A 19,409-nucleotide genomic window follows, 5' to 3' on the forward strand; every position below is an offset into this window, starting at 1 on the left:
TAATGGTATTACAAAGACATGAAATAAATGAAAAAGATACATGGGATCTATCAACGATTTACCCAACTGACCAGGCTTGGGAAGAAGCCTTAAAAGATTTAACAGAACAGCTGGAGACAGTAGCCAAGTATGAAGGCCATCTCCTGGATAGTGCGGATAGCCTACTCGAAATTACTAAATCTTCTCTTGAAATGGAACGCCAGATGGAGAAGCTTTACGTTTATGCTCATATGAAGAATGACCAAGACACACGTGAAGCCAAGTACCAAGAGTACTATGCCAAGGCCATGACTCTCTATAGCCAGCTAGATCAAGCTTTTTCATTCTATGAGCCTGAATTTATGGAGATTAGTGAAAAGCAGTATGCTGACTTTTTAGAAGCTCAACCAAAATTGCAGGTTTATCAACACTATTTTGACAAGCTCTTGCAAGGCAAGGATCACGTTCTTTCACAACGCGAAGAAGAATTATTGGCTGGCGCTGGAGAAATCTTTGGTTCGGCAAGTGAAACCTTCGCTATCTTGGACAATGCGGATATTGTGTTCCCTTATGTTCTTGACGATGATGGTAAGGAAGTGCAACTCTCTCATGGGACTTACACACGTCTGATGGAGTCTAAAAATCGAGAGGTTCGCCGTGGTGCCTATCAAGCACTTTATGCGACTTATGAACAATTCCAACACACCTATGCCAAAACCTTGCAAACCAATGTTAAGGTGCAAAATTACCGTGCTAAAGTTCGCAACTACAAGAGTGCTCGTCATGCAGCCCTCGCAGCGAATTTTGTTCCAGAAAGTGTTTATGACAATTTGGTAGCAGCAGTTCGCAAGCATTTGCCACTCTTGCATCGATACCTTGAACTTCGTTCAAAAATCTTGGGAATTTCAGATCTCAAGATGTACGATGTCTACACACCACTTTCTTCTGTTGAATATAGTTTTACCTACCAAGAAGCCTTGAAAAAAGCAGAAGAGGCCTTGGCAGTCTTGGGTGAGGATTACTTGAGCCGTGTTAAACGTGCCTTCAGTGAGCGTTGGATTGATGTTTACGAAAATCAAGGCAAGCGTTCAGGTGCCTATTCTGGTGGTTCTTACGATACCAATGCCTTTATGCTTCTCAACTGGCAGGACAATCTGGACAATCTCTTTACTCTTGTTCATGAAACAGGTCACAGTATGCATTCAAGCTATACTCGTGAAACGCAACCTTATGTTTACGGAGATTATTCGATCTTCTTGGCTGAGATTGCCTCAACGACTAATGAAAATATCTTGACGGAGAAATTATTGGAAGAAGTGGAAGACGACGCAACGCGCTTTGCTATTCTCAATAACTTCCTAGATGGTTTCCGTGGGACAGTTTTCCGCCAAACTCAATTTGCTGAGTTTGAACACGCTATCCACCAAGCAGACCAAAACGGGGAGGTCTTGACAAGCGATTTCCTAAATAAACTCTACGCAGACTTGAACCAGGAGTATTATGGTTTGAGTAAGGAAGACAATCCTGAAATCCAATACGAGTGGGCTCGGATTCCACACTTTTACTATAACTACTATGTATATCAATATTCAACAGGCTTTGCGGCGGCCTCAGCCTTGGCTGAAAAGATTGTCCATGGTAGTCAAGAAGACCGTGATCGCTATATCGATTATCTCAAGGAAGGTAAATCTGACTACCCACTCAATGTCATGAGAAAAGCTGGTGTTGATATGGAGAAGGAAGACTACCTCAACGATGCCTTTGCAGTCTTTGAACGTCGTTTGAATGAGTTTGAAGCTCTTGTTGAAAAATTAGGATTGGCATAAGATGGTTGAATCGTATAGTAAAAATGCCAACCATAACATGCGTCGCCCTGTCGTCAAGGAAGAAATTGTAGACTTGATGCGTCAGCGTCAAAAGCAAGTCACAGGTTCCTTGAAAGAATTGGAAGATTTTGCCCGTAAGGAAAATATTCCCATTATTCCCCATGAAACGGTTGCTTATTTCCGTTTTCTTATGGAAACCATGCAACCTAAAAACATTCTGGAAATTGGGACGGCTATCGGTTTTTCTGCCCTCTTGATGGCAGAACATGCGCCGAAGGCCAAGATTACAACCATTGACCGCAATCCAGAGATGATTGGTTTTGCCAAGGAAAATTTTGCCCAGTTTGACAATCGCAATCAAATTACGCTCCTAGAAGGAGATGCGGTAGATGTCTTATCAACCTTGACAGAGTCTTATGATTTTGTCTTTATGGATTCTGCCAAGTCTAAATACATCGTCTTTCTGCCAGAAATCCTCAAACATTTGGAAGTTGGAGGTGTGGTTGTCTTGGATGATATTTTTCAAGGTGGTGATGTTGCCAAGGACATTATGGAAGTTCGTCGTGGCCAGCGAACCATTTATCGAGGCCTTCAAAGACTATTTGATGCAACCTTAGACAATCCAGGACTCACCGCAACATTAGTACCTCTGGGGGACGGCATTCTCATGCTTCGTAAAAATGTAGCAAATGTTCAATTGCCTGACAGCGAATGATTTTCAGAAAAATTTAAGAAAAAATAGTAAAATAGATAGAGTAACACTTATCTCAAAGGAGTAGACATGAAGAAAAAACTATTGGCAGGTGCCATTACACTATTATCAGTAGCAACTTTAGCAGCTTGTTCAAAAGGTTCAGAAGGGGCAGATCTTATCAGCATGAAAGGTGATGTTATTACAGAACACCAATTTTATGAGCAAGTAAAAAGCAACCCTTCAGCCCAACAAGTCTTGTTAAATATGACCATCCAAAAAGTTTTTGAAAAACAATATGGCTCAGAGCTTGATGATAAAGAGGTTGATGATACTATTGCCGAAGAAGAAAAACAATATGGCGAAAACTACCAACGTGTCTTGTCACAAGCAGGTATGACTCTTGAAACACGTAAAGCTCAAATTCGTACAAGTAAATTAGTTGAGTTGGCAGTTAAGAAGGCAGCAGAAGCTGAATTGACAGATGAGGCTTACAAGAAGGCCTTTGACGAATATACTCCAGATGTAACGGCTCAAATCATCCGTCTTGATAATGAAGATAAGGCCAAAGAAGTTCTCGAAAAAGCCAAGGCAGAAGGTGCTGACTTTGCCCAATTAGCCAAAGATAACTCAACTGATGAGAAAACTAAAGCAAATGGTGGAGAAATCACCTTTGATTCTGCTTCAACAGAAGTACCTGAGCAAGTCAAGAAAGCCGCTTTCGCTTTAGATGTAAATGGCATTTCTGATGTGATTACAGCAACTGGCACACAAGCCTACAGTAGCCAATATTACATTGTAAAACTCATTAAGAAAACAGAAAAATCATCTAACATCGATGACTACAAAGAAAAATTAAAAACTGTTATCTTGACTCAAAAACAAAATGATTCAACATTTGTTCAAAGCATTATCGGAAAAGAATTGCAAGCAGCCAATATCAAGGTTAAGGACCAAGCCTTCCAAAATATCTTTACCCAATATATCGGTGGTGGAGATTCAAGCTCAAGCAGTTCATCAAAAGAATAGTCCAAATCAATGAGTCAGGGAAAAAACTCGACTTCAGGAAAAAATGAAGTAAATCTTCCCACAATAAAACGCATAGTACAAGGTTTTCAATACCTGATATTATGCGTTTTTTGGTTTTAAAGACTTTTTGACTAGCCTCATTTTTTTAACTTAATACTCAGTGAAAAGCAAAGATTAAACTAGGAAGCTAGCTGTAGGCTTCTCATAGAACAGCTTTGAGGTTGCAGATAAGACTTATGAGGTCACCAACATATATAATGTGAAGCTGACGTGGTTTGAATAGATTTTAGAAGAGTATGAGTTGGAAGTTTTAATGGATAATGCAAGATTCCATAGAATGGGTAAGCTAGAGTTCTTATGTGAAGAGTTTGGCCATAAACTTTTACCTCTTCCTCCCTACTCATCTTATACTCAATGAAAANNACGAAGTCAGTAACATATATACGGCAAGGCGACGTTGACGCGGTTTGAATTTGATTGTAGAAGAGTATTAGTATAGAAAAGTGAATCTGAACTAGTACATCACTGCTTCTAAAACATTCTTATAAATTGATTTAAATTCTCAAATCACATTATTCAGTTCTTATTTCATTTTGCTTTACAATCCTGTTGAGAAGACACGTGTTCATATCAAAAAGGTATTGGCAAGTTGCAATACCTTTTTACGAGGCTCTTTTGTCTTATTTTTGTTTCAACTGACTATATCTCCTATGGTTCTAGTTCAGAAGACTAGGCTATAATTATGATTGATAGGAAGTATCATTCCAAGTATCGAGAGTAAATGTTTCAAAATCATGGGTTTCTAGAATGGTTAGGCTGGCATTTGCTAGACCGCCATCTTTACGAAGAAGAGGTTCTTTATATCCTAGAAGAGTACGAAGACTGGCAGTAAGATTAGCACCGTGACCGACAATTAGAATACGCTCAGCTGGACTATCTTTTAATGATTTGATAAATTGGATAGTTCGTTGTGTTGTGCTATAGAGGGATTCAGCTCCGAACATTTGAGTGTCAAATTGAGCAAGATTTGAACGAAAAGCCTGGATTTGTTGCGGGTAAATAGCTTCCAAGGTTGCAATCTTTAAACCTTCTAACTTCCCCAGTTGCCATTCACGGAGATTCGGAACACTTTCTAAAGGACAGGGTGTCTTGAGTTGACTTTGGATAATCTCAGCAGATTTGACCGCTCGAGGTAAATCACTTGCATAAATCTGATCAAAAGGAATTTCCTTGAGATATTGGCCAAGTTGTTTTAGGGTTTCAATGGATTCAGGAAGAAGGGGAGAATCTCCACTAGCACCTTGAAAACGCCCTTCTTGGTTCCAGACGGTACGACCGTGGCGGACAAAGTAGAGTTTCATTACTTGCTGTCCTCCAAAATATCGGCAAAGTCTGCCTTTACAAAGCTAGCCAAGTCTTGTGGCGCGACGATAATGCTGTGACCAACTTCGCCAGCAGAGACAATCATTTGATCCAAGTCTAGAGCAATTTTATCGATAAAAATGGGATAATTGTGTTTCTGACGAATTCCGACAGGATTATTGGCTCCATGAATGTAACCTGTTGTTTTTTCCAAGTCCTTTTGTGGAATCATGCTCACTTTTTTATTGCCAGAAATTTTGGCTAGTTTCTTTTCAGACAAGTGTTGGTTGATAGGGACAATTCCGATAATCGGTCCTGTTTTATCTCCCAAAAGAGCCAAGGTTTTGAAAATCTGATCTTTTTCATAACCTTGAGGAAGTTCTCCTTCCAGGGCATTGATTTGAATCCCTTGATGTGGGATACCTGCTTTAGATAGGATTTGTTCCACCAATGTTTTTTTGATTTTAACTTTTTTTGCCATTATTTATACTTATCCTCCAATTGGCTCATCCAAATACCAAGCCAGATTCCCAGTGCAAAGAAGAAGGCGATGATGACATACCCAACAAGAGAAAGGCCAGTGTATTGGATACTTTCAGCGTTTCCTGCATTTGGAATCAAAATCAAAAGGGTACTTGAAAGGACGATACCGATGATGAAATGATAGACGCGTGAGTGGTAGTTGTTTAAGGCATAATCCATCAATTTTGAAAAAATAATGAGAGTTGCTCCTGCTCCGATTCCAATCGGGAAGAAGGTTCCCAAGAGGTCAAAGGTTTTAAAACCAGTCAACATAGGAGCATAGAGACCCAAAATCAAAAGTAGATTTGATGGACTGAGGCCAGGAACCAATACGCCAAGAGCCAGCAGTGCACCTGCTAGGACCAAATTAAGAAAGTTAGCACTTAAGGTTCCAACGACAAAATTTAAGGCATAGAGTCCTAATCCAGAAATGATAAAGGTTACCCAGAACCAAGCTAAATCAATCTTGTCTCGGTCAGATTCTCGAGTTGATTCTTTGAGGAGGCTAGGAACCGTACCAATGATGGCACCCGCAAAACTCCATAAGACAAAGACCTGATAATTTTCAAGCAGGTATTCAATCGGATAAGAAAATAGGCCAATTCCCAGAAGCATACCGATGGCAACTGGAATAAAGTACAAAACATTTTCTTTAAAGTCTTTAAAAGGATGAGCCAGAAAGCCAATCATCCGTTCATAAATGCCTAAGATTGCTGCTAGAACTCCTCCGGAAATTCCCGGTAAGATAAATCCAAGAGCAATCACAATCCCTTTAATAAGGCGTGCTAACCATGAGAGCATATATTTCCTCCAACTATTTCTATTTCAAAAAATCCTTACTATATTGTATCACAATCAAACACAAAAAGAAAAAGCAAATGCTAAACAAATGCTTTTAAGGTTTTAAAAAGAGTTTTCTAAAGGTTTCTTCTTTGTTTTTTAAGGGAGAGATGACGTTTATATCCAAATTGTGGTCAAAGCCGGCAATTTTTCCTTTAGATGTGTATTGGTGAATATCATAATCTAAATCAGTTTTAGGACTGCTCTCCAAAAATCCTGAGTCTGAGCCGTAGGACGGAATCCAAACAGAGGTAAACTTGCCTGTATCAATACTGTGTTCTTCCATGAAGTAGACCCCAACGTAGATTCCGATGTTTTTAGCACCTAGTGATGCTAGTTTTGCTCGAAAGGCTTCAACACCCTCGTTCATATTGGACATGGTTTTGTCTTCTACGTCTAGCCAATAGTAACTAGGGCTGTAAGGAGAGGCAGCATTGTAGAAAACTTCGGCAGCCTTTTCCATTTCTTGGACACTTTTTCCAGCTACATAAGCGTAGACCCCAACTGGGACATTCCGCTTTTGAAGTTCAGTGATATGACTCTTATAGGCCTTGTCTATTCCATTGATAAAGGAAGCATCATTTTCTTTTGTCGTTTGAGCACCACTGTGAACACGAACAATAGCGCCTGAAATATTTTGTGAGAGGGCATCGTAGTTGATTTCCTCAGGACGCTGCCAGCCAGAGAGGTCAATAATCGGTTTGTCTAAGTGTTTCAAAGCCTGTGCTTCAATCTGTGCTATATTGGATTTTGTTTTAAACGATTGGTTGTCATTAAGTGGGCGATTGATGATTAAAATGAAAATTATAATCCCAAAAAAACTAAATAAAATAAGTGGATGAATTTGTTTTCTCATATCTCATAATTTTACCCTAAAAATGAAAAAAATCAAAAAAATGGGTTAAGGAAAGGACTTTGGAGCATTTTTTCATTCAAGAGCGCGGAATGATTTGAAATATGGTATAATAAAAGGGAATTTCTACAGAAAAGAGAAGATTATGTCAAATTTTGCCATTATTTTAGCAGCGGGTAAAGGGACTCGCATGAAATCTGATTTGCCAAAAGTTTTGCACAAGGTTGCGGGTATTTCCATGCTGGAACATGTTTTCCGTAGTGTGGGAGCTATCCAACCTGAAAAGACAGTAACAGTTGTCGGACACAAGGCGGAATTGGTTGAAGAGGTCTTGGCTGGACAGACAGAATTTGTGACTCAATCTGAACAGTTGGGTACTGGCCATGCAGTTATGATGACAGAGCCTATCTTAGAAGGTTTGTCAGGTCACACCTTAGTCATCGCAGGAGATACTCCTTTAATCACAGGTGAAAGCTTGAAAAACTTGATTGATTTCCACATCAATCATAAAAATGTGGCGACTATCTTGACTGCTGAAACGGAAAATCCTTTTGGCTATGGACGAATTGTACGTAATGACAATGCTGAGGTTCTTCGCATCGTTGAGCAGAAGGATGCTACAGATTTTGAAAAACAAATCAAGGAAATCAACACTGGAACCTATGTTTTTGACAATGAGCGTTTGTTTGAGGCTTTGAAAAATATCAATACCAATAACGCTCAAGGCGAATATTACATTACAGATGTCATTGGCATTTTCCGTGAAGCTGGTGAAAAAGTTGGTGCTTATACTTTGAAAGATTTTGATGAGAGTCTTGGAGTCAACGACCGTGTAGCTCTTGCGACTGCTGAGTCAGTCATGCGTCGTCGCATCAATCATCAACACATGGTCAATGGTGTTAGCTTTGTCAATCCAGAAGCAGCTTATATCGATATTGATGTTGAGATTGCGCCTGAAGTTCAAATCGAAGCCAATGTTACCTTGAAAGGGCAAACGAAAATTGGTGCTGAGACTGTTTTGACAAACGGTACTTATGTAGTGGACAGCACTATTGGAGCAGGAGCTGTTATTACCAACTCTATGATTGAAGAAAGCAGTGTTGCAGACGGTGTAACTGTTGGGCCTTATGCCCACATTCGTCCAGGTTCAAGTCTGGGTGCCCAAGTCCATATTGGAAACTTTGTTGAGGTGAAAGGTTCTTCTATCGGCGAGAATACTAAGGCTGGTCATTTGACTTATATCGGAAACTGTGAAGTGGGTAGCAAGGTTAATTTTGGTGCAGGAACCATTACAGTCAACTATGACGGTAAAAACAAATACAAGACAGTCATCGGTAACAATGTCTTTGTTGGTTCAAATTCAACCATTATTGCGCCAGTTGAGTTAGGTGACAATTCCCTCGTTGGTGCTGGTTCAACTATTACCAAAGACGTGCCAGCAGATGCGATTGCTATTGGTCGTGGTCGTCAGGTCAACAAAGACGAATACGCAACACGTCTTCCTCACCATCCTAAAAATCAGTAGGAGCCTATCATGGAATTTGAAGAAAAAACACTTAGCAGAAAAGAAATCTATCAAGGACCAATATTTAAACTGGTCCAAGATCAGGTTGAATTACCAGAAGGTAAAGGAACTGCCCAACGGGATTTGATTTTCCACAATGGAGCTGTCTGTGTTTTAGCAGTAACGGATGAACAAAAACTCATCTTGGTCAAGCAGTACCGCAAAGCCATCGAGGCTGTCTCTTACGAAATTCCAGCCGGAAAATTGGAAGTAGGAGAAAATGCAGCCCCTGTAGCAGCAGCTCTGCGTGAATTAGAGGAAGAAACAGCCTATACAGGGAAATTAGAACTCTTGTACGATTTTTACTCAGCCATTGGCTTTTGTAATGAAAAGTTAAAACTATACCTAGCTAGCGATTTGACAAAGGTGGAAAATCCGCGCTCGCAGGACGAGGACGAGACCTTAGAAGTTCTTGAAGTGAGCCTAGAAGAAGCTAAGGAATTGATCCAATCAGGTCATATCTGTGATGCCAAGACAATTATGGCTGTTCAATATTGGGAATTGCACAAAAAATAGAGGAGGTCAGTATGGGTAAACCTTTATTAACGGATGAAATGATTGAAAGAGCTAATAGAGGCGAAAAAATTTCAGGTCCTCCTTTGCTAGATGATAATGAGGAGACTAAGATTTTACCAACCTCTTCTTCCCGTTTTGGTTATGCCAATCCTAAGGATCATGGATTTAGCCAGGAAACCTTGAAGATTCAGGTCGAACAATCTATTCATAAAAGCCGTCGCATTGAAAATACCAAGAGAAATGTCTTCAATTCTAAGTTGAATAAGATTTTATTTGCAGTCATCTTTCTCTTGATTTTGCTTGTCTTAGCAATGAAACTTTTGTAATGGAAAAGGAATTGAAATGAAAATAGGAATTATTGCGGCTATGCCAGAAGAACTGGCTTATTTGGTCCAGCATTTAGACAATGCCCAAGAGCAAGTTGTTTTAGGCAATACCTATCATACAGGAACCATTGCCTCTCATGAAGTCGTTCTTGTAGAAAGTGGAATTGGTAAGGTCATGTCTGCTATGAGTGTGGCGATTTTGGCTGATCATTTCCAGGTGGATGCTCTTATCAATACAGGTTCAGCTGGGGCAGTAGCAGAAGGTATTGCTGTTGGGGATGTCGTGATTGCTGACAAGTTAGCCTATCATGATGTGGATGTCACAGCTTTTGGCTATGCTTATGGACAAATGGCGCAACAACCGCTTTATTTCGAATCAGATAAAACCTTTGTTACCAAAATCCAAGAGAGTTTATCTCAATTGGATCAAAACGGGCATCTTGGTTTGATTGCTACAGGAGATAGTTTTGTTGCAGGAAATAACAAGATAGAAGCGATTAAGTCCCATTTCCCAGAAGTTCTAGCTGTTGAGATGGAGGGGGCAGCGATTGCTCAGGCAGCGCATGCTCTTAATCTTCCAGTCTTAGTCATCCGAGCTATGAGTGACAATGCCAACCATGAAGCAAACATCTCTTTTGATGAGTTTATTATTGAAGCTGGACGTCGCTCTGCTCAAGTCTTGTTAGCCTTTTTGAAGGCTTTAGATTAAGCGGAAATTTGACAGTTTTTCTAGCTTATGATAAGATTTAAGTAAAGAAAAGCTAGAAAACGTTTCAGAGGATATTATGAGTATTGAAATGACCGTCAGTGAGATTGCAGAGGTCTTAGGATTATCTCGCCAAGCAATCAATAACCGTGTCAAAGAATTACCAGAAGAAGACACAGATAAAAACGACAAAGGGGTAACAGTCGTTACCAGAAGTGGCTTGATTAAGCTAGAAGAAATCTATAAAAAAACGATTTTTGAAGATGAGCCTGTCAGTGAAGATGTCAAGCAACGTGAACTGATGGAGATTCTGGTTGATGAGAAGAATGCAGAAATTCTTCGTCTCTATGAACAATTAAAAGCCAAGGATCGTCAGTTATCAGAAAAAGACGAGCAGATGCGTATCAAAGACCGTCAGATTGCTGAGAAAGACAAACAACTGGATCAGCAGCAACAATTGACCCTTCAAGCCATGAAGGATCAAGAAAATCTTAAGCTAGAGCTGGACCAAGCAAAAGAAGAAGTCCAATCCACTAAGAAAGGCTTTTTTGCTCGTTTATTTAGAGGATAATCAAGGAGCTGTTTAGGTTAAATGCTAACCTGATGGCTTCTTTTATTTCTGAATAGTATAGTTGCTCAAGTAATACTCAATGAAAATCAAAGAGCAAACTAGGAAGCGAGCCGCAGGCTGCTCAAAGCACTGCTTTNNACATGTTTTTGAGGTTGCGGATAAAACTGACGAAGTCAGTAACTATATCTACGGTAAGGCGACGCTGAGTGGTTTGAAGAGATTTTCGAAGAGTATAAAATAACAGTATAGGAGAGGTAGAAAATGGAACGATTAGAAGATTACATTGCTTTCGATTTAGAATTTAATCAACACGAAGGACAAACACACTTGATTCAAGTATCGGCAGTGCGTTTTAGAGATGGTCAGGAAATCGATGCCTATGATTCCTATGTCCATACCAGTGTACCTCTAAAGAGTTTTATCAATGGTTTGACAGGGATTACAGCTGAGACCTTAAAAGATGCTCCCCCAGTGGAGGAAGTTATCAAAGAATTTCAAGAGTTTGTGGGTTCTTTGCCGATGGTTGGATACAATGCTGCTAAAAGTGATTTGCCTATTCTAGCAGAGCATGATTTAGATTATAGCCAGCAGTATAAGGTGGATTTGTATGATGAAGCTTTTGAACGCCGTAGTTCGGATTTACATGGTATTGCCAATCTCAAGTTGCAAACTGTTGCCTCATTTCTTGGATTTCAAGGTCAGTCCCATAATAGCTTGGAGGATGCTCGGATGACGGCGCGTGTGTATGAGTCTTTCCTAGAATCAGATCAAGCTAGAGAATTGTTAGAGACGGAAAGTAGCTTATCAAACAATCCTTTTGGTGGCTTGGACTTGTCTCAATTATTTGACTAGGAGTGCCTATGAAACCTGAAAAACCTAAAAAATTGGGTTTTAAACAGATTTATCTCAATCTTGATAAAATCCTCTTTCTCTTTTTCTTGATTTTTATGATAGTGGAGTATTTGTGGGTTCCATTCAATTCATGGTTGGCTAGCTTCTTATTAGATCAGACAGGTTATCTTTTTATTTCCTATAACAATGTCTTAGCCATCCTCACTCATTCTCCATTGATTAGTCTAGCTTTTTTGGCCTTGATTATCATTAACCTGCTGGTCGCTTATTTTCAAATAGGACTTCTCTTTATCGGAGCTCGCCATCTCCTCTATCATGAAAAGCGAAGGCTAATTGAGTATATCCGCAAGGTTTTCCATGAAAGTTTTGGATTTATGAAAAAGCTAACTTGCGCTAAAGCTTTGTTTATCTTTTTCTATATAGCTATGCTTTTTCCTTTTATACGGAAAATGCTGAAGATTTATTATCTCAATAAAATCGTCATTCCAGAGTTTATCCAAGATTATTTAGAAGATAAATATTGGATGTGGTGGCTGAGCATCCTACTTCTATCTCTTATCTTTCTCTATGTCTCTGTCAGATTGATGTTTGCCCTTCCGAAGATTGTATATGATCAGCTGACTGTTCGAGAAGCAGTGATGTTTAGCTTGGAGAAAACCAAGAAAAGAGTTGCTTTTTATGCTTGGAATTTATTTTATATCTTGCTCAAGGCAAATTTATTATTTTATCTTCCTTTGATTCCTTTGTTATTGGTTCAAACTTTGGTAGATGACATCACTCAGAGAGAGTCTCTGATTCTTGGTATTTTGAATTTTGTTGTGATTAAAAATCTTTATTATATGGCTCTGACTTACTTTTTGGTTAAATTTGTTTCATTTTTGACAGGAAAGGAGCTGGATATGCTTCCTCGGAGAGAAAAAGATCACATCATGCGATGGGGAGTCATGACTTGTGCCAGTCTTTTCTTTGCCTTAGAAGGTTATATTTATCTGGAGGTTCCCATGGTTCATCTACCTCAGCTTATTTCTCACCGAGGGGTTTCCAATGCAAATGGGATTCAAAATACAGTAGAATCCTTAGAAACTACAGCACAACTCAAACCAGACTTGGTGGAGACGGACGTGCAGGAAACAAAAGATGGGCAGTTTGTCATGATGCATGATGCTAACTTGAAAAATCTAGCAGGTATCAATAAAAGTCCTCAAGACTTAAACTTGGAGGAGCTTAAAGGGATTGATATTTTTGAAAATGGCTACCAGACTAAAATTTCAAGCTTTGAAGACTATCTCAGTCGAGCCAACGAACTTGGTCAAAAATTACTAATTGAAATTAAAACCAGTAAAAAAGATAGTCCAGACATGATGGACCGCTTTTTAGCCCGTTATGCTGCAAAGCTCAAGATTTATGGACATCAAATCCAGTCTTTAGACTACCATGTTGTTGAAAAAGTAAGACAGTATGATGCCGAACTGCCAGTTTATTTTATCATGCCCTACAATTCTGTCTTTCCTAAAACAAGGGCGACAGGATATACTATGGAGTACTCAACCTTGGATGAATATTTTGTAAGCAAACTATGGACAACGGACCAGAAACTTTATGTCTGGACTGTCAATGATTCAGAAGCTATTAGCAAATCTCTTCACTTAGGAGTAGATGGAGTGATTACAGATGATTTGGAAAAAGTTCAGTGGGAAATAGAAGTAGCCCAAGAAGATCCAGAATATACGGATTTGCTCTTGAAAAAAGCTCTGGAATTCTTTGAATTTTAGTAATAAAAAAGAGGAACAACTATTCCTCTCATGATAGGTAAGTATTCTTGTGAATGCTTGCTTTTTTGTGGTTGCAATTCGTTTACGATAAATGTATGTCTTGTTTTTATTTCAATCAACTTTATAGTAATTTGAGATTGGAATAGTACATTACAACTTCTAAAATGGTACTAAAAATTGGGAAAATTCCTTTATTCTCTATATCCATTAGAAAGAATTGATTAAAAATTAGGAGACTTTTAATTTCTTTTCCGAATAAATAGATAGAAGCATCAAATCTAGTAAATTAGATTAAAAAATGTGCTATAATGAGAGGAGAAGAAATATGACTGTACGTCATCCGGGCATCAGCCCAACTAATGACTTGGTTGCTAAGAAAATTTTCAGCAATCCAGAAATCACTTGTCAATTTATCCGCGATATGCTGGACTTGCCAGCAAAAAATGTGACGATTTTAGAGGGGAGCAACATTCATGTCTTGCCTCCCATGCCCTACTCGGCCCAGGACTTCTATACAAGTATAGATGTTTTAGCTGAACTAGATAATGGAACCCAAGTTATCATTGAGATTCAAGTCCATCATCAGAATTTTTTCATCAATCGCCTGTGGGCTTATCTGTGTAGTCAGGTCAATCAAAATCTTGAAAAAATTCGCCAACGAGAAGGTGATACACACCAGAGTTACAAACATATCGCACCAGTATATGCCATCGCAATCGTGGACAGCAATTACTTTTCAGATGACTTAGCTTTTCATAGCTTTAGTATGCGAGAAGATACGACAGGTGATGTTTTAACCATTACCAACAATGGTCAGGAAAACCATCTAGTCAAGATGGCATTCTTGGAATTAAAAAAATACAGAGAAACCAGCAAAGACGAGGTTCGCAAGCCATGGTTGGAGTTTTTCGGGAACAAACCCTTTACCCAGCAACCTGAGCGTGCCATCAGCCAAGCAGACCAACTGCTAGACTACAAGAGCTGGTCCGAGGAGGACAGGAAGATGTTTAGTCAACTACGTATGCGTGAAGAACAAGCCTTGTTGGCACAGGACTATGCCTTGGAACAAGCTGAGGAAAAAGGCTTAGAACGTGGTCGTGCAGAGGGTCGTGAACAAGGACGAGAAGAAGGCATTGAAGAGGGATTAAAAGTAGGTTTAGTAAATCTAGTACGCCAAGGTCTCCTGACTTCTGAGGTTGCCAGTGAGCAATTAGGCATGACCGTCGCTGAGTTTGAAGCGTTGTTGGCAAGACATGAGTGAGAAATCTGTAAATATTATACGATATGAAAACAATTAAAAAGAATAGCTAAATTTCTTGATGGAAAAGAGATTAGCTATCTTTTTTGTTAGGAAAGTTTGAACTTTTCAATTTCTTTTCCGAATAAATAGATAGAAGCATCAAATCTAGTAAATTAGATTAAAAAATGTGCTATAATGAAAGGAGAGAAAGAATGATTCTCAGACATCCGGGCATTAGCCCGACCAATGACTTGGTTGCTAAGAAAATCTTTAGCAATCCAGAAATCACTTGTCAATTTATTCGCGATATGCTGGACTTGCCAGCTAAAAATGTAACCATTTTGGAGGGGAGCAACATTCACGTCTTGCCTTCCCTGCCGTACTCAGCGCAGGATTTTTATACCAGTATAGACGTCTTGGCAGAGTTGGACAATGGCACTCAAGTTATCATTGAGATTCAGGTGCATCATCAGAATTTTTTCATCAATCGCCTGTGGGCTTATCTGTGTAGTCAGGTCAATCAAAATCTCGAAAAAATTCGTCAGCGAGAAGGTGATACCCACCAGAGCTATAAACACATCGCACCAGTTTATGCTATCGCAATTGTAGATAGCAACTACTTCTCAGATGACTTGGCTTTTCATAGTTTTAGTATGCGCGAGGACATGACAGGTGAGGTTTTAACCATCACCAATAATGGACAGGAACATCATCTAGTCAAGATGGCGTTCTTGGAATTAAGAAAATACAGAGAAACCAGCAAAGACGAGGTTCGCAAACCGTGGTTGGAGTTTTTCGGGAACAAACCCTTTACCCAACAACCTGAGCGAGCTATCAGTCAGGCGGACCAACTGCTAGACTACAAGAGCTGGTCCGAGGAGGACAGGAAGATGTTTAGTCAACTACGTATGCGAGAAGAACAAGCATTATTAGCACAGGACTATGCCTTGGAACAAGCAGAGGAAAAAGGTTTAGAGCGTGGTCTTGAACGCGGTCGTGCAGAGGGGATTGAACAAGGTTTAGAGCGTGGTCTTGAACGTGGTCGAGCTGAGGGTCTTGAACAGGGACTGGAGCGTGGGAAAGTCGAAGGAAGTTTGTCCATGCTACTAAATCTAGTCCGTCAAGGTATTCTAACTTCTGAGGTTGCCAGTCAGCAACTGGGCATGACTGTCTCTGAGTTTGAGACATTGTTGTAAAATCAGCACTAACATTCAGGAAAATCATCTGGTCAAGATAGGGTTCTTGGAACTAAAAGACAGGCAAGCGTTTTTGCTTTAGTCTCTTTATCCTTTATCTCTCCTTTGGCTTCTATGGTATTTGTAGGAATTTTGGAGAGACTTTGGGTATGATTTTGCTGTCGGCCTTTCTCTTTGCTTCTTTCCTATATTTATCTGGGCTTTTACGAGTCTGGCTATGGCTGATTTTTGTCATGGTTAGTCTACCTCTGCTACTCGACACAGCTGGGAGAGCCTACATCAAGTGATTTGGGATAGGAGTTATATCAAATAATATCTCAGGTTTTCTGATTTTTCGGAGAGCCTGTTTTTTTATTTGCTGAGTCTAGGATAGGTCTTTCTGGCGATAGATAGCAAGACGAACAGTTCCGTTCGAATGTCATATAAATTTAAAATTTCTGAAAATAATGAAAAATATACTAAATTTCCAAATAAGGAGCCTCTAAATCCTTTAAAATAAGCAGCATGCATATATATATATATATATATATATAATTATCGATTTTCTAAAACAAAGTGAGGTTGAAGGAAGGGAACTAAGTTGATATAATTAAGTGTTAGTAAATAATGGGCTTTTTGTCATTTGTTTAAGATGAAAAAGGTCATGTTTTCCTGTTTTTATTGCGAGTTGATGCCTGCATGAACATGGCTAGAGGAGCAAAGACAGGGTAGAAAGAAAGGAAAAACTATGAAACAGTTTAAAATGAATGAGCGCCAACGCTTTTCTATACGCAAGTTTTCAATCGGAGCAGCCTCAGTCTTGCTAGGGTCTGTCTTTTTTGTGGCTAATCCAGCGACAGAAGTGCAGGCGGCAGAAACGAGTACAGAAGTGATCGCTCAGGATGGAAATGGCAACACTGGGAATCCATCTGTCTTACCGCCATCAGATACAAGCAATCAAAATCTTAACGTAGAACAAGAAGGAGCTAAACCAAACACTCAAGCGACAGAGAGAAAAGAGCAAGACAGCCAAGCTAAAGTTGAGAAAACGAGTACTGAAGGCAACTCTAAATTAGAATTAAATAAAGAGATAGCAGAAAAACAAGATCAACCAAAAACAGATATTGAACTTAGTAGACAACTAAATACTCAGAACTTAGAATCGCTATTAACTGAAATTGATGCCATAAAAACAGAAAACTACACAGAAGAATCAGTAGCAGCCTTAAAAGCAAAAACCGAAGAAGCGAGACAAGTCCTTGCAACGGCGCAAAATCAAACAGAAGTAGATGCAGCCTTTAGAACATTAGTAAGTTATAAAAACACTGGCTTAAAACGTGTTAAGAAGGATGTAGAACCTAAGGCTCCTAAACTTGATACAACAAATGGTAAAGCAACGGTCGGTCTAAAGGCAGAAAATACTGAACCAAACGGTATCAACATCGCAGGGCATAACCATAGCTTAGCTGGAACTACACTGCCTGAAGGTAGTGGGTTGAGGACGACGCCGGAAGGGTCTAGTTTGAAAGTAGGAGCTGCAAAAGGGAGAAGTGATAATCCTATATTTTCGAATGAAACAATTATCCCTACAGATGGTCACCCTATAGGAAACAATATTCGTTTATTAGCGGAATCATCAAGTGGTAAAGGAATAAGAAGTATTACAGTAAAAGCTTATGATCCACAAGCGAATAGTGGACAAGGTGGATTCACAGAAGCTGCTGTTAAAAATAAGTTAGGTTTGACAACTTCGGGATTAAAAGGAAGTGGAAGTAAAAGATGGGTAGATTTAACTGGAGATATACCAAGTAATAGATTCGGAATAAATAATATCGTTGTCGAAGCTGAAGATTCGTCAGGACATAAAGAAACAACTACAGTTAGAGTTACCAGACCTTTACCTCAAGCTAGCTTTATAACAAAAACAGAAGAATTGAATGGAGCAGCAAATAAAACAGGCAACGAACGTCCAATTGTTAGCGGTAAAATACCTTTTCCGATTGAAACTAATAATATTCCGAATGATGCAGATTTAAAGGCTTATTTAGTGACTGGTGGGAGAGTTGATAACGATCGTTACATTCCTGGAGCATCAGACTATACTACTATAGCTGTTACACGAGTAAAAGCTGATGGAACATTTACATTTGATCCAAGTACATATAATAAAAATACTATAGGGACAAACGAACTTAGACTTGTTGTAAAATATGCAAGAAAAGGAACAAATGACACTTATTATGAAGGGCTAGAATCGTTATTTTCAGCTGATAGCCGTCGAGCGACAGAGCCGGAGGTGAATAAGCAAGCTCTTCAAGATTTAGTAAATGGTGCAGAAGCAAAACGCAAGACGCATGACTACTACAATGCAGAGCCAGGTAAGAAAACAGCGTATGATGACGCGATTACTAAAGCAGACGCAGTGTTGAAAAAAGCGGGTGTCACTCAAGCTGAAATTAACGCAGAAAAAACCAAAGTCGAAACAGCTCTCCAAGGTTTACAAGGAGCAGAGACTAATAAATCTGAACTTCAAACGCTAGTAGATGAAGCAACCAACACGGTTCTAAGTTACAAGTATCACAATGCTGACAAAGATAAGAAAGATACTTTCGATAAAGCGATAGAAAAAGCTAAGGCTGTTTTAGCTGATTTATATGCTTCTCAAAAAGCAGTTGATGACGTTAGGGATAATCTAAAACTAGCTAAGGAGTCTTTAAATGGAATTTACATACCACCGTATACTCCGCAAGCAGATCAACCTCAACCTTCTACCCCTACTAAGCCAGACCAAGGAGGCACAGAGACTCCAACAAGTCCATCTGAGCCAGCTCCACAACCGTCTCAACCAGCTGCTCCGGGTCAACCTGCAAGTTCTGCTCCAGCTCCAAGTTCAGCTCCGACTCAAGCACCTAGAGTGGCAGCAAGTCCTTCAGCTAGCTCAACGAGCACGCAAGCTCCAGCTCAAGAGCAAGTTGACAAGTCTGAACTTCGTGCCTTGACTCAAGAGTTAGACCAACGCTTGAAAGCTTTGGTAACAGTATCTGATCCGAAAATCGATGCAGCCAAGGCGGTCCTCCTAGATGCTCAAAAAGCTCTGGAAGATAGTGCCTTGACAGAGCAAGGTCTACGTACTGCAGTAGAGTCTGTGAAGGCTGCCTTGGACTCTCTCAAAGATGTGAAAGCAAATGCTAGCGACAGCAAGCCTGCACAGGACAAGAAGGATACTAAGCAAGGAACGGAAGATAGTAAGGATTCAGATAAGATGACTGAAACAAACTCAGTTCCAGCAGGAGTGATTGTAGTCGGTCTACTCGCCCTTCTAGGCGTGATTGCCTTCTGGTTGGTTCGCCGTAAGAAAGAGTCAGAAATCCAGCAATTAAGCACGGAATTGACAAGAGTTCTTGGACAGCTAGATGCAGAAAAAGCGGATAAAAAAGTCCTTGCCAAAGCCCAAAACCTTCTCCAAGAAACCCTTGATTTCGTGAAAGAGGAAAATGGCTCAGCAGAGACAGAAGCTAAACTAGTAGAGGAGCTTAAAGCAATCCTTGCCAAACTCAAGTAAAACATGATTTATGAAATGTCAGA

Annotated in this window: 17 protein-coding genes and 2 pseudogenes; 15 read left to right on the forward strand and 4 right to left on the reverse strand. The window is 39.7% G+C overall.

Annotated features, from left to right (window positions below):
• Positions 1–2: 2 nt before the first annotated feature.
• The 4 genes and pseudogenes from pepF to HT720_RS01185 form a co-directional block, all read left to right on the forward strand.
• Complete coding sequence (pepF, locus tag HT720_RS01170) at positions 3–1,805, forward strand: oligoendopeptidase F (protein WP_173274464.1); 1,803 nt, start codon at positions 3–5, stop codon at positions 1,803–1,805.
• Position 1,806: 1 nt separating this feature from the next.
• The gene (locus HT720_RS01175) at positions 1,807–2,520 is read left to right on the forward strand and encodes an O-methyltransferase (protein ID WP_173252975.1); all 714 of its coding nucleotides are present in this window, start codon (positions 1,807–1,809) and stop codon (positions 2,518–2,520) included.
• Positions 2,521–2,586: 66 nt separating this feature from the next.
• Entirely contained in the window at positions 2,587–3,525 is a 939-nt protein-coding gene (gene prsA, locus HT720_RS01180; RefSeq protein WP_173252974.1) for a peptidylprolyl isomerase PrsA, read from the forward strand.
• A 307-nt stretch (positions 3,526–3,832) separates the two neighbouring features.
• Positions 3,833–3,928 (forward strand): annotated as a pseudogene (locus tag HT720_RS01185) (IS630 family transposase); the annotation flags it as partial.
• 337 nt (positions 3,929–4,265) lie between these two features.
• On the opposite strand, the gene HT720_RS01190 reads toward HT720_RS01185, so the two are convergent.
• From HT720_RS01190 to HT720_RS01205, 4 genes are all read right to left on the reverse strand, one after another.
• Positions 4,266–4,886 carry a histidine phosphatase family protein gene (locus HT720_RS01190; RefSeq protein ID WP_173274465.1) on the reverse strand — a complete coding sequence of 207 codons (621 nt, stop codon included), beginning with the start codon at positions 4,884–4,886 and terminating at the stop codon, positions 4,266–4,268.
• A complete protein-coding gene (locus HT720_RS01195; RefSeq protein ID WP_173274466.1) occupies positions 4,886–5,368 on the reverse strand; it encodes an aminoacyl-tRNA deacylase in 483 nt (160 codons plus the stop codon). The genes HT720_RS01190 and HT720_RS01195 overlap by 1 nt, the downstream gene beginning before the upstream one ends.
• Positions 5,368–6,210, reverse strand: a complete 843-nt coding sequence (locus HT720_RS01200) for a DUF368 domain-containing protein (protein WP_173274467.1) — start codon at positions 6,208–6,210, stop codon at positions 5,368–5,370. Before HT720_RS01200 ends, HT720_RS01195 begins: the two co-directional genes overlap by 1 nt.
• A 94-nt stretch (positions 6,211–6,304) precedes the next feature.
• Entirely contained in the window at positions 6,305–7,105 is an 801-nt protein-coding gene (locus HT720_RS01205; protein ID WP_061423877.1) for a glycoside hydrolase family 25 protein, read from the reverse strand.
• 142 nt (positions 7,106–7,247) lie between these two features.
• Between HT720_RS01205 and glmU the strand changes: the two genes are divergently transcribed.
• The 11 genes and pseudogenes from glmU (at position 7,248) to HT720_RS01270 (ending at position 19,386) form a co-directional block, all read left to right on the forward strand.
• Positions 7,248–8,627, forward strand: a complete 1,380-nt coding sequence (gene glmU, locus HT720_RS01210; RefSeq protein ID WP_173274468.1) for a bifunctional UDP-N-acetylglucosamine diphosphorylase/glucosamine-1-phosphate N-acetyltransferase GlmU — start codon at positions 7,248–7,250, stop codon at positions 8,625–8,627.
• A gap of 9 nt (positions 8,628–8,636) precedes the next feature.
• Positions 8,637–9,182, forward strand: a complete 546-nt coding sequence (locus HT720_RS01215) for an NUDIX hydrolase (RefSeq protein ID WP_173274469.1) — start codon at positions 8,637–8,639, stop codon at positions 9,180–9,182.
• A gap of 11 nt (positions 9,183–9,193) precedes the next feature.
• The gene (macP, locus tag HT720_RS01220; RefSeq protein WP_173274470.1) at positions 9,194–9,508 is read left to right on the forward strand and encodes a cell wall synthase accessory phosphoprotein MacP; all 315 of its coding nucleotides are present in this window, start codon (positions 9,194–9,196) and stop codon (positions 9,506–9,508) included.
• A 16-nt stretch (positions 9,509–9,524) separates the two neighbouring features.
• Positions 9,525–10,217 carry a 5'-methylthioadenosine/adenosylhomocysteine nucleosidase gene (locus HT720_RS01225; protein WP_173274471.1) on the forward strand — a complete coding sequence of 231 codons (693 nt, stop codon included), beginning with the start codon at positions 9,525–9,527 and terminating at the stop codon, positions 10,215–10,217.
• Between the two features lie 76 nt (positions 10,218–10,293).
• The gene (gene rocS, locus HT720_RS01230) at positions 10,294–10,785 is read left to right on the forward strand and encodes a chromosome segregation protein RocS (protein ID WP_119946776.1); all 492 of its coding nucleotides are present in this window, start codon (positions 10,294–10,296) and stop codon (positions 10,783–10,785) included.
• Between the two features lie 261 nt (positions 10,786–11,046).
• A complete protein-coding gene (locus HT720_RS01235) occupies positions 11,047–11,637 on the forward strand; it encodes a 3'-5' exonuclease (RefSeq protein ID WP_173274472.1) in 591 nt (196 codons plus the stop codon).
• Positions 11,638–11,645: 8 nt separating this feature from the next.
• A complete protein-coding gene (locus HT720_RS01240; RefSeq protein WP_173274473.1) occupies positions 11,646–13,409 on the forward strand; it encodes a glycerophosphodiester phosphodiesterase in 1,764 nt (587 codons plus the stop codon).
• Positions 13,410–13,734: 325 nt separating this feature from the next.
• Complete coding sequence (locus tag HT720_RS01245) at positions 13,735–14,670, forward strand: Rpn family recombination-promoting nuclease/putative transposase (RefSeq protein WP_173274474.1); 936 nt, start codon at positions 13,735–13,737, stop codon at positions 14,668–14,670.
• A gap of 191 nt (positions 14,671–14,861) precedes the next feature.
• Positions 14,862–15,845: an Rpn family recombination-promoting nuclease/putative transposase gene (locus HT720_RS01250; RefSeq protein ID WP_173274475.1), complete on the forward strand. Its 984-nt coding sequence runs from the start codon at positions 14,862–14,864 to the stop codon at positions 15,843–15,845.
• A 742-nt stretch (positions 15,846–16,587) separates the two neighbouring features.
• A pseudogene (locus HT720_RS10145) lies at positions 16,588–18,531 on the forward strand (YSIRK-type signal peptide-containing protein); the annotation flags it as partial.
• A 438-nt stretch (positions 18,532–18,969) separates the two neighbouring features.
• Positions 18,970–19,386 (forward strand): LPXTG cell wall anchor domain-containing protein, encoded by a 417-nt coding sequence (locus tag HT720_RS01270; protein ID WP_173274574.1) that lies wholly within the window; start codon positions 18,970–18,972, stop codon positions 19,384–19,386.
• The last annotated feature ends 23 nt before the right edge of the window (positions 19,387–19,409 follow it).

The organism is Streptococcus sp. 68, from assembly GCF_013277415.1.
Taxonomy (GTDB): Bacteria; Bacillota; Bacilli; order Lactobacillales; family Streptococcaceae; genus Streptococcus.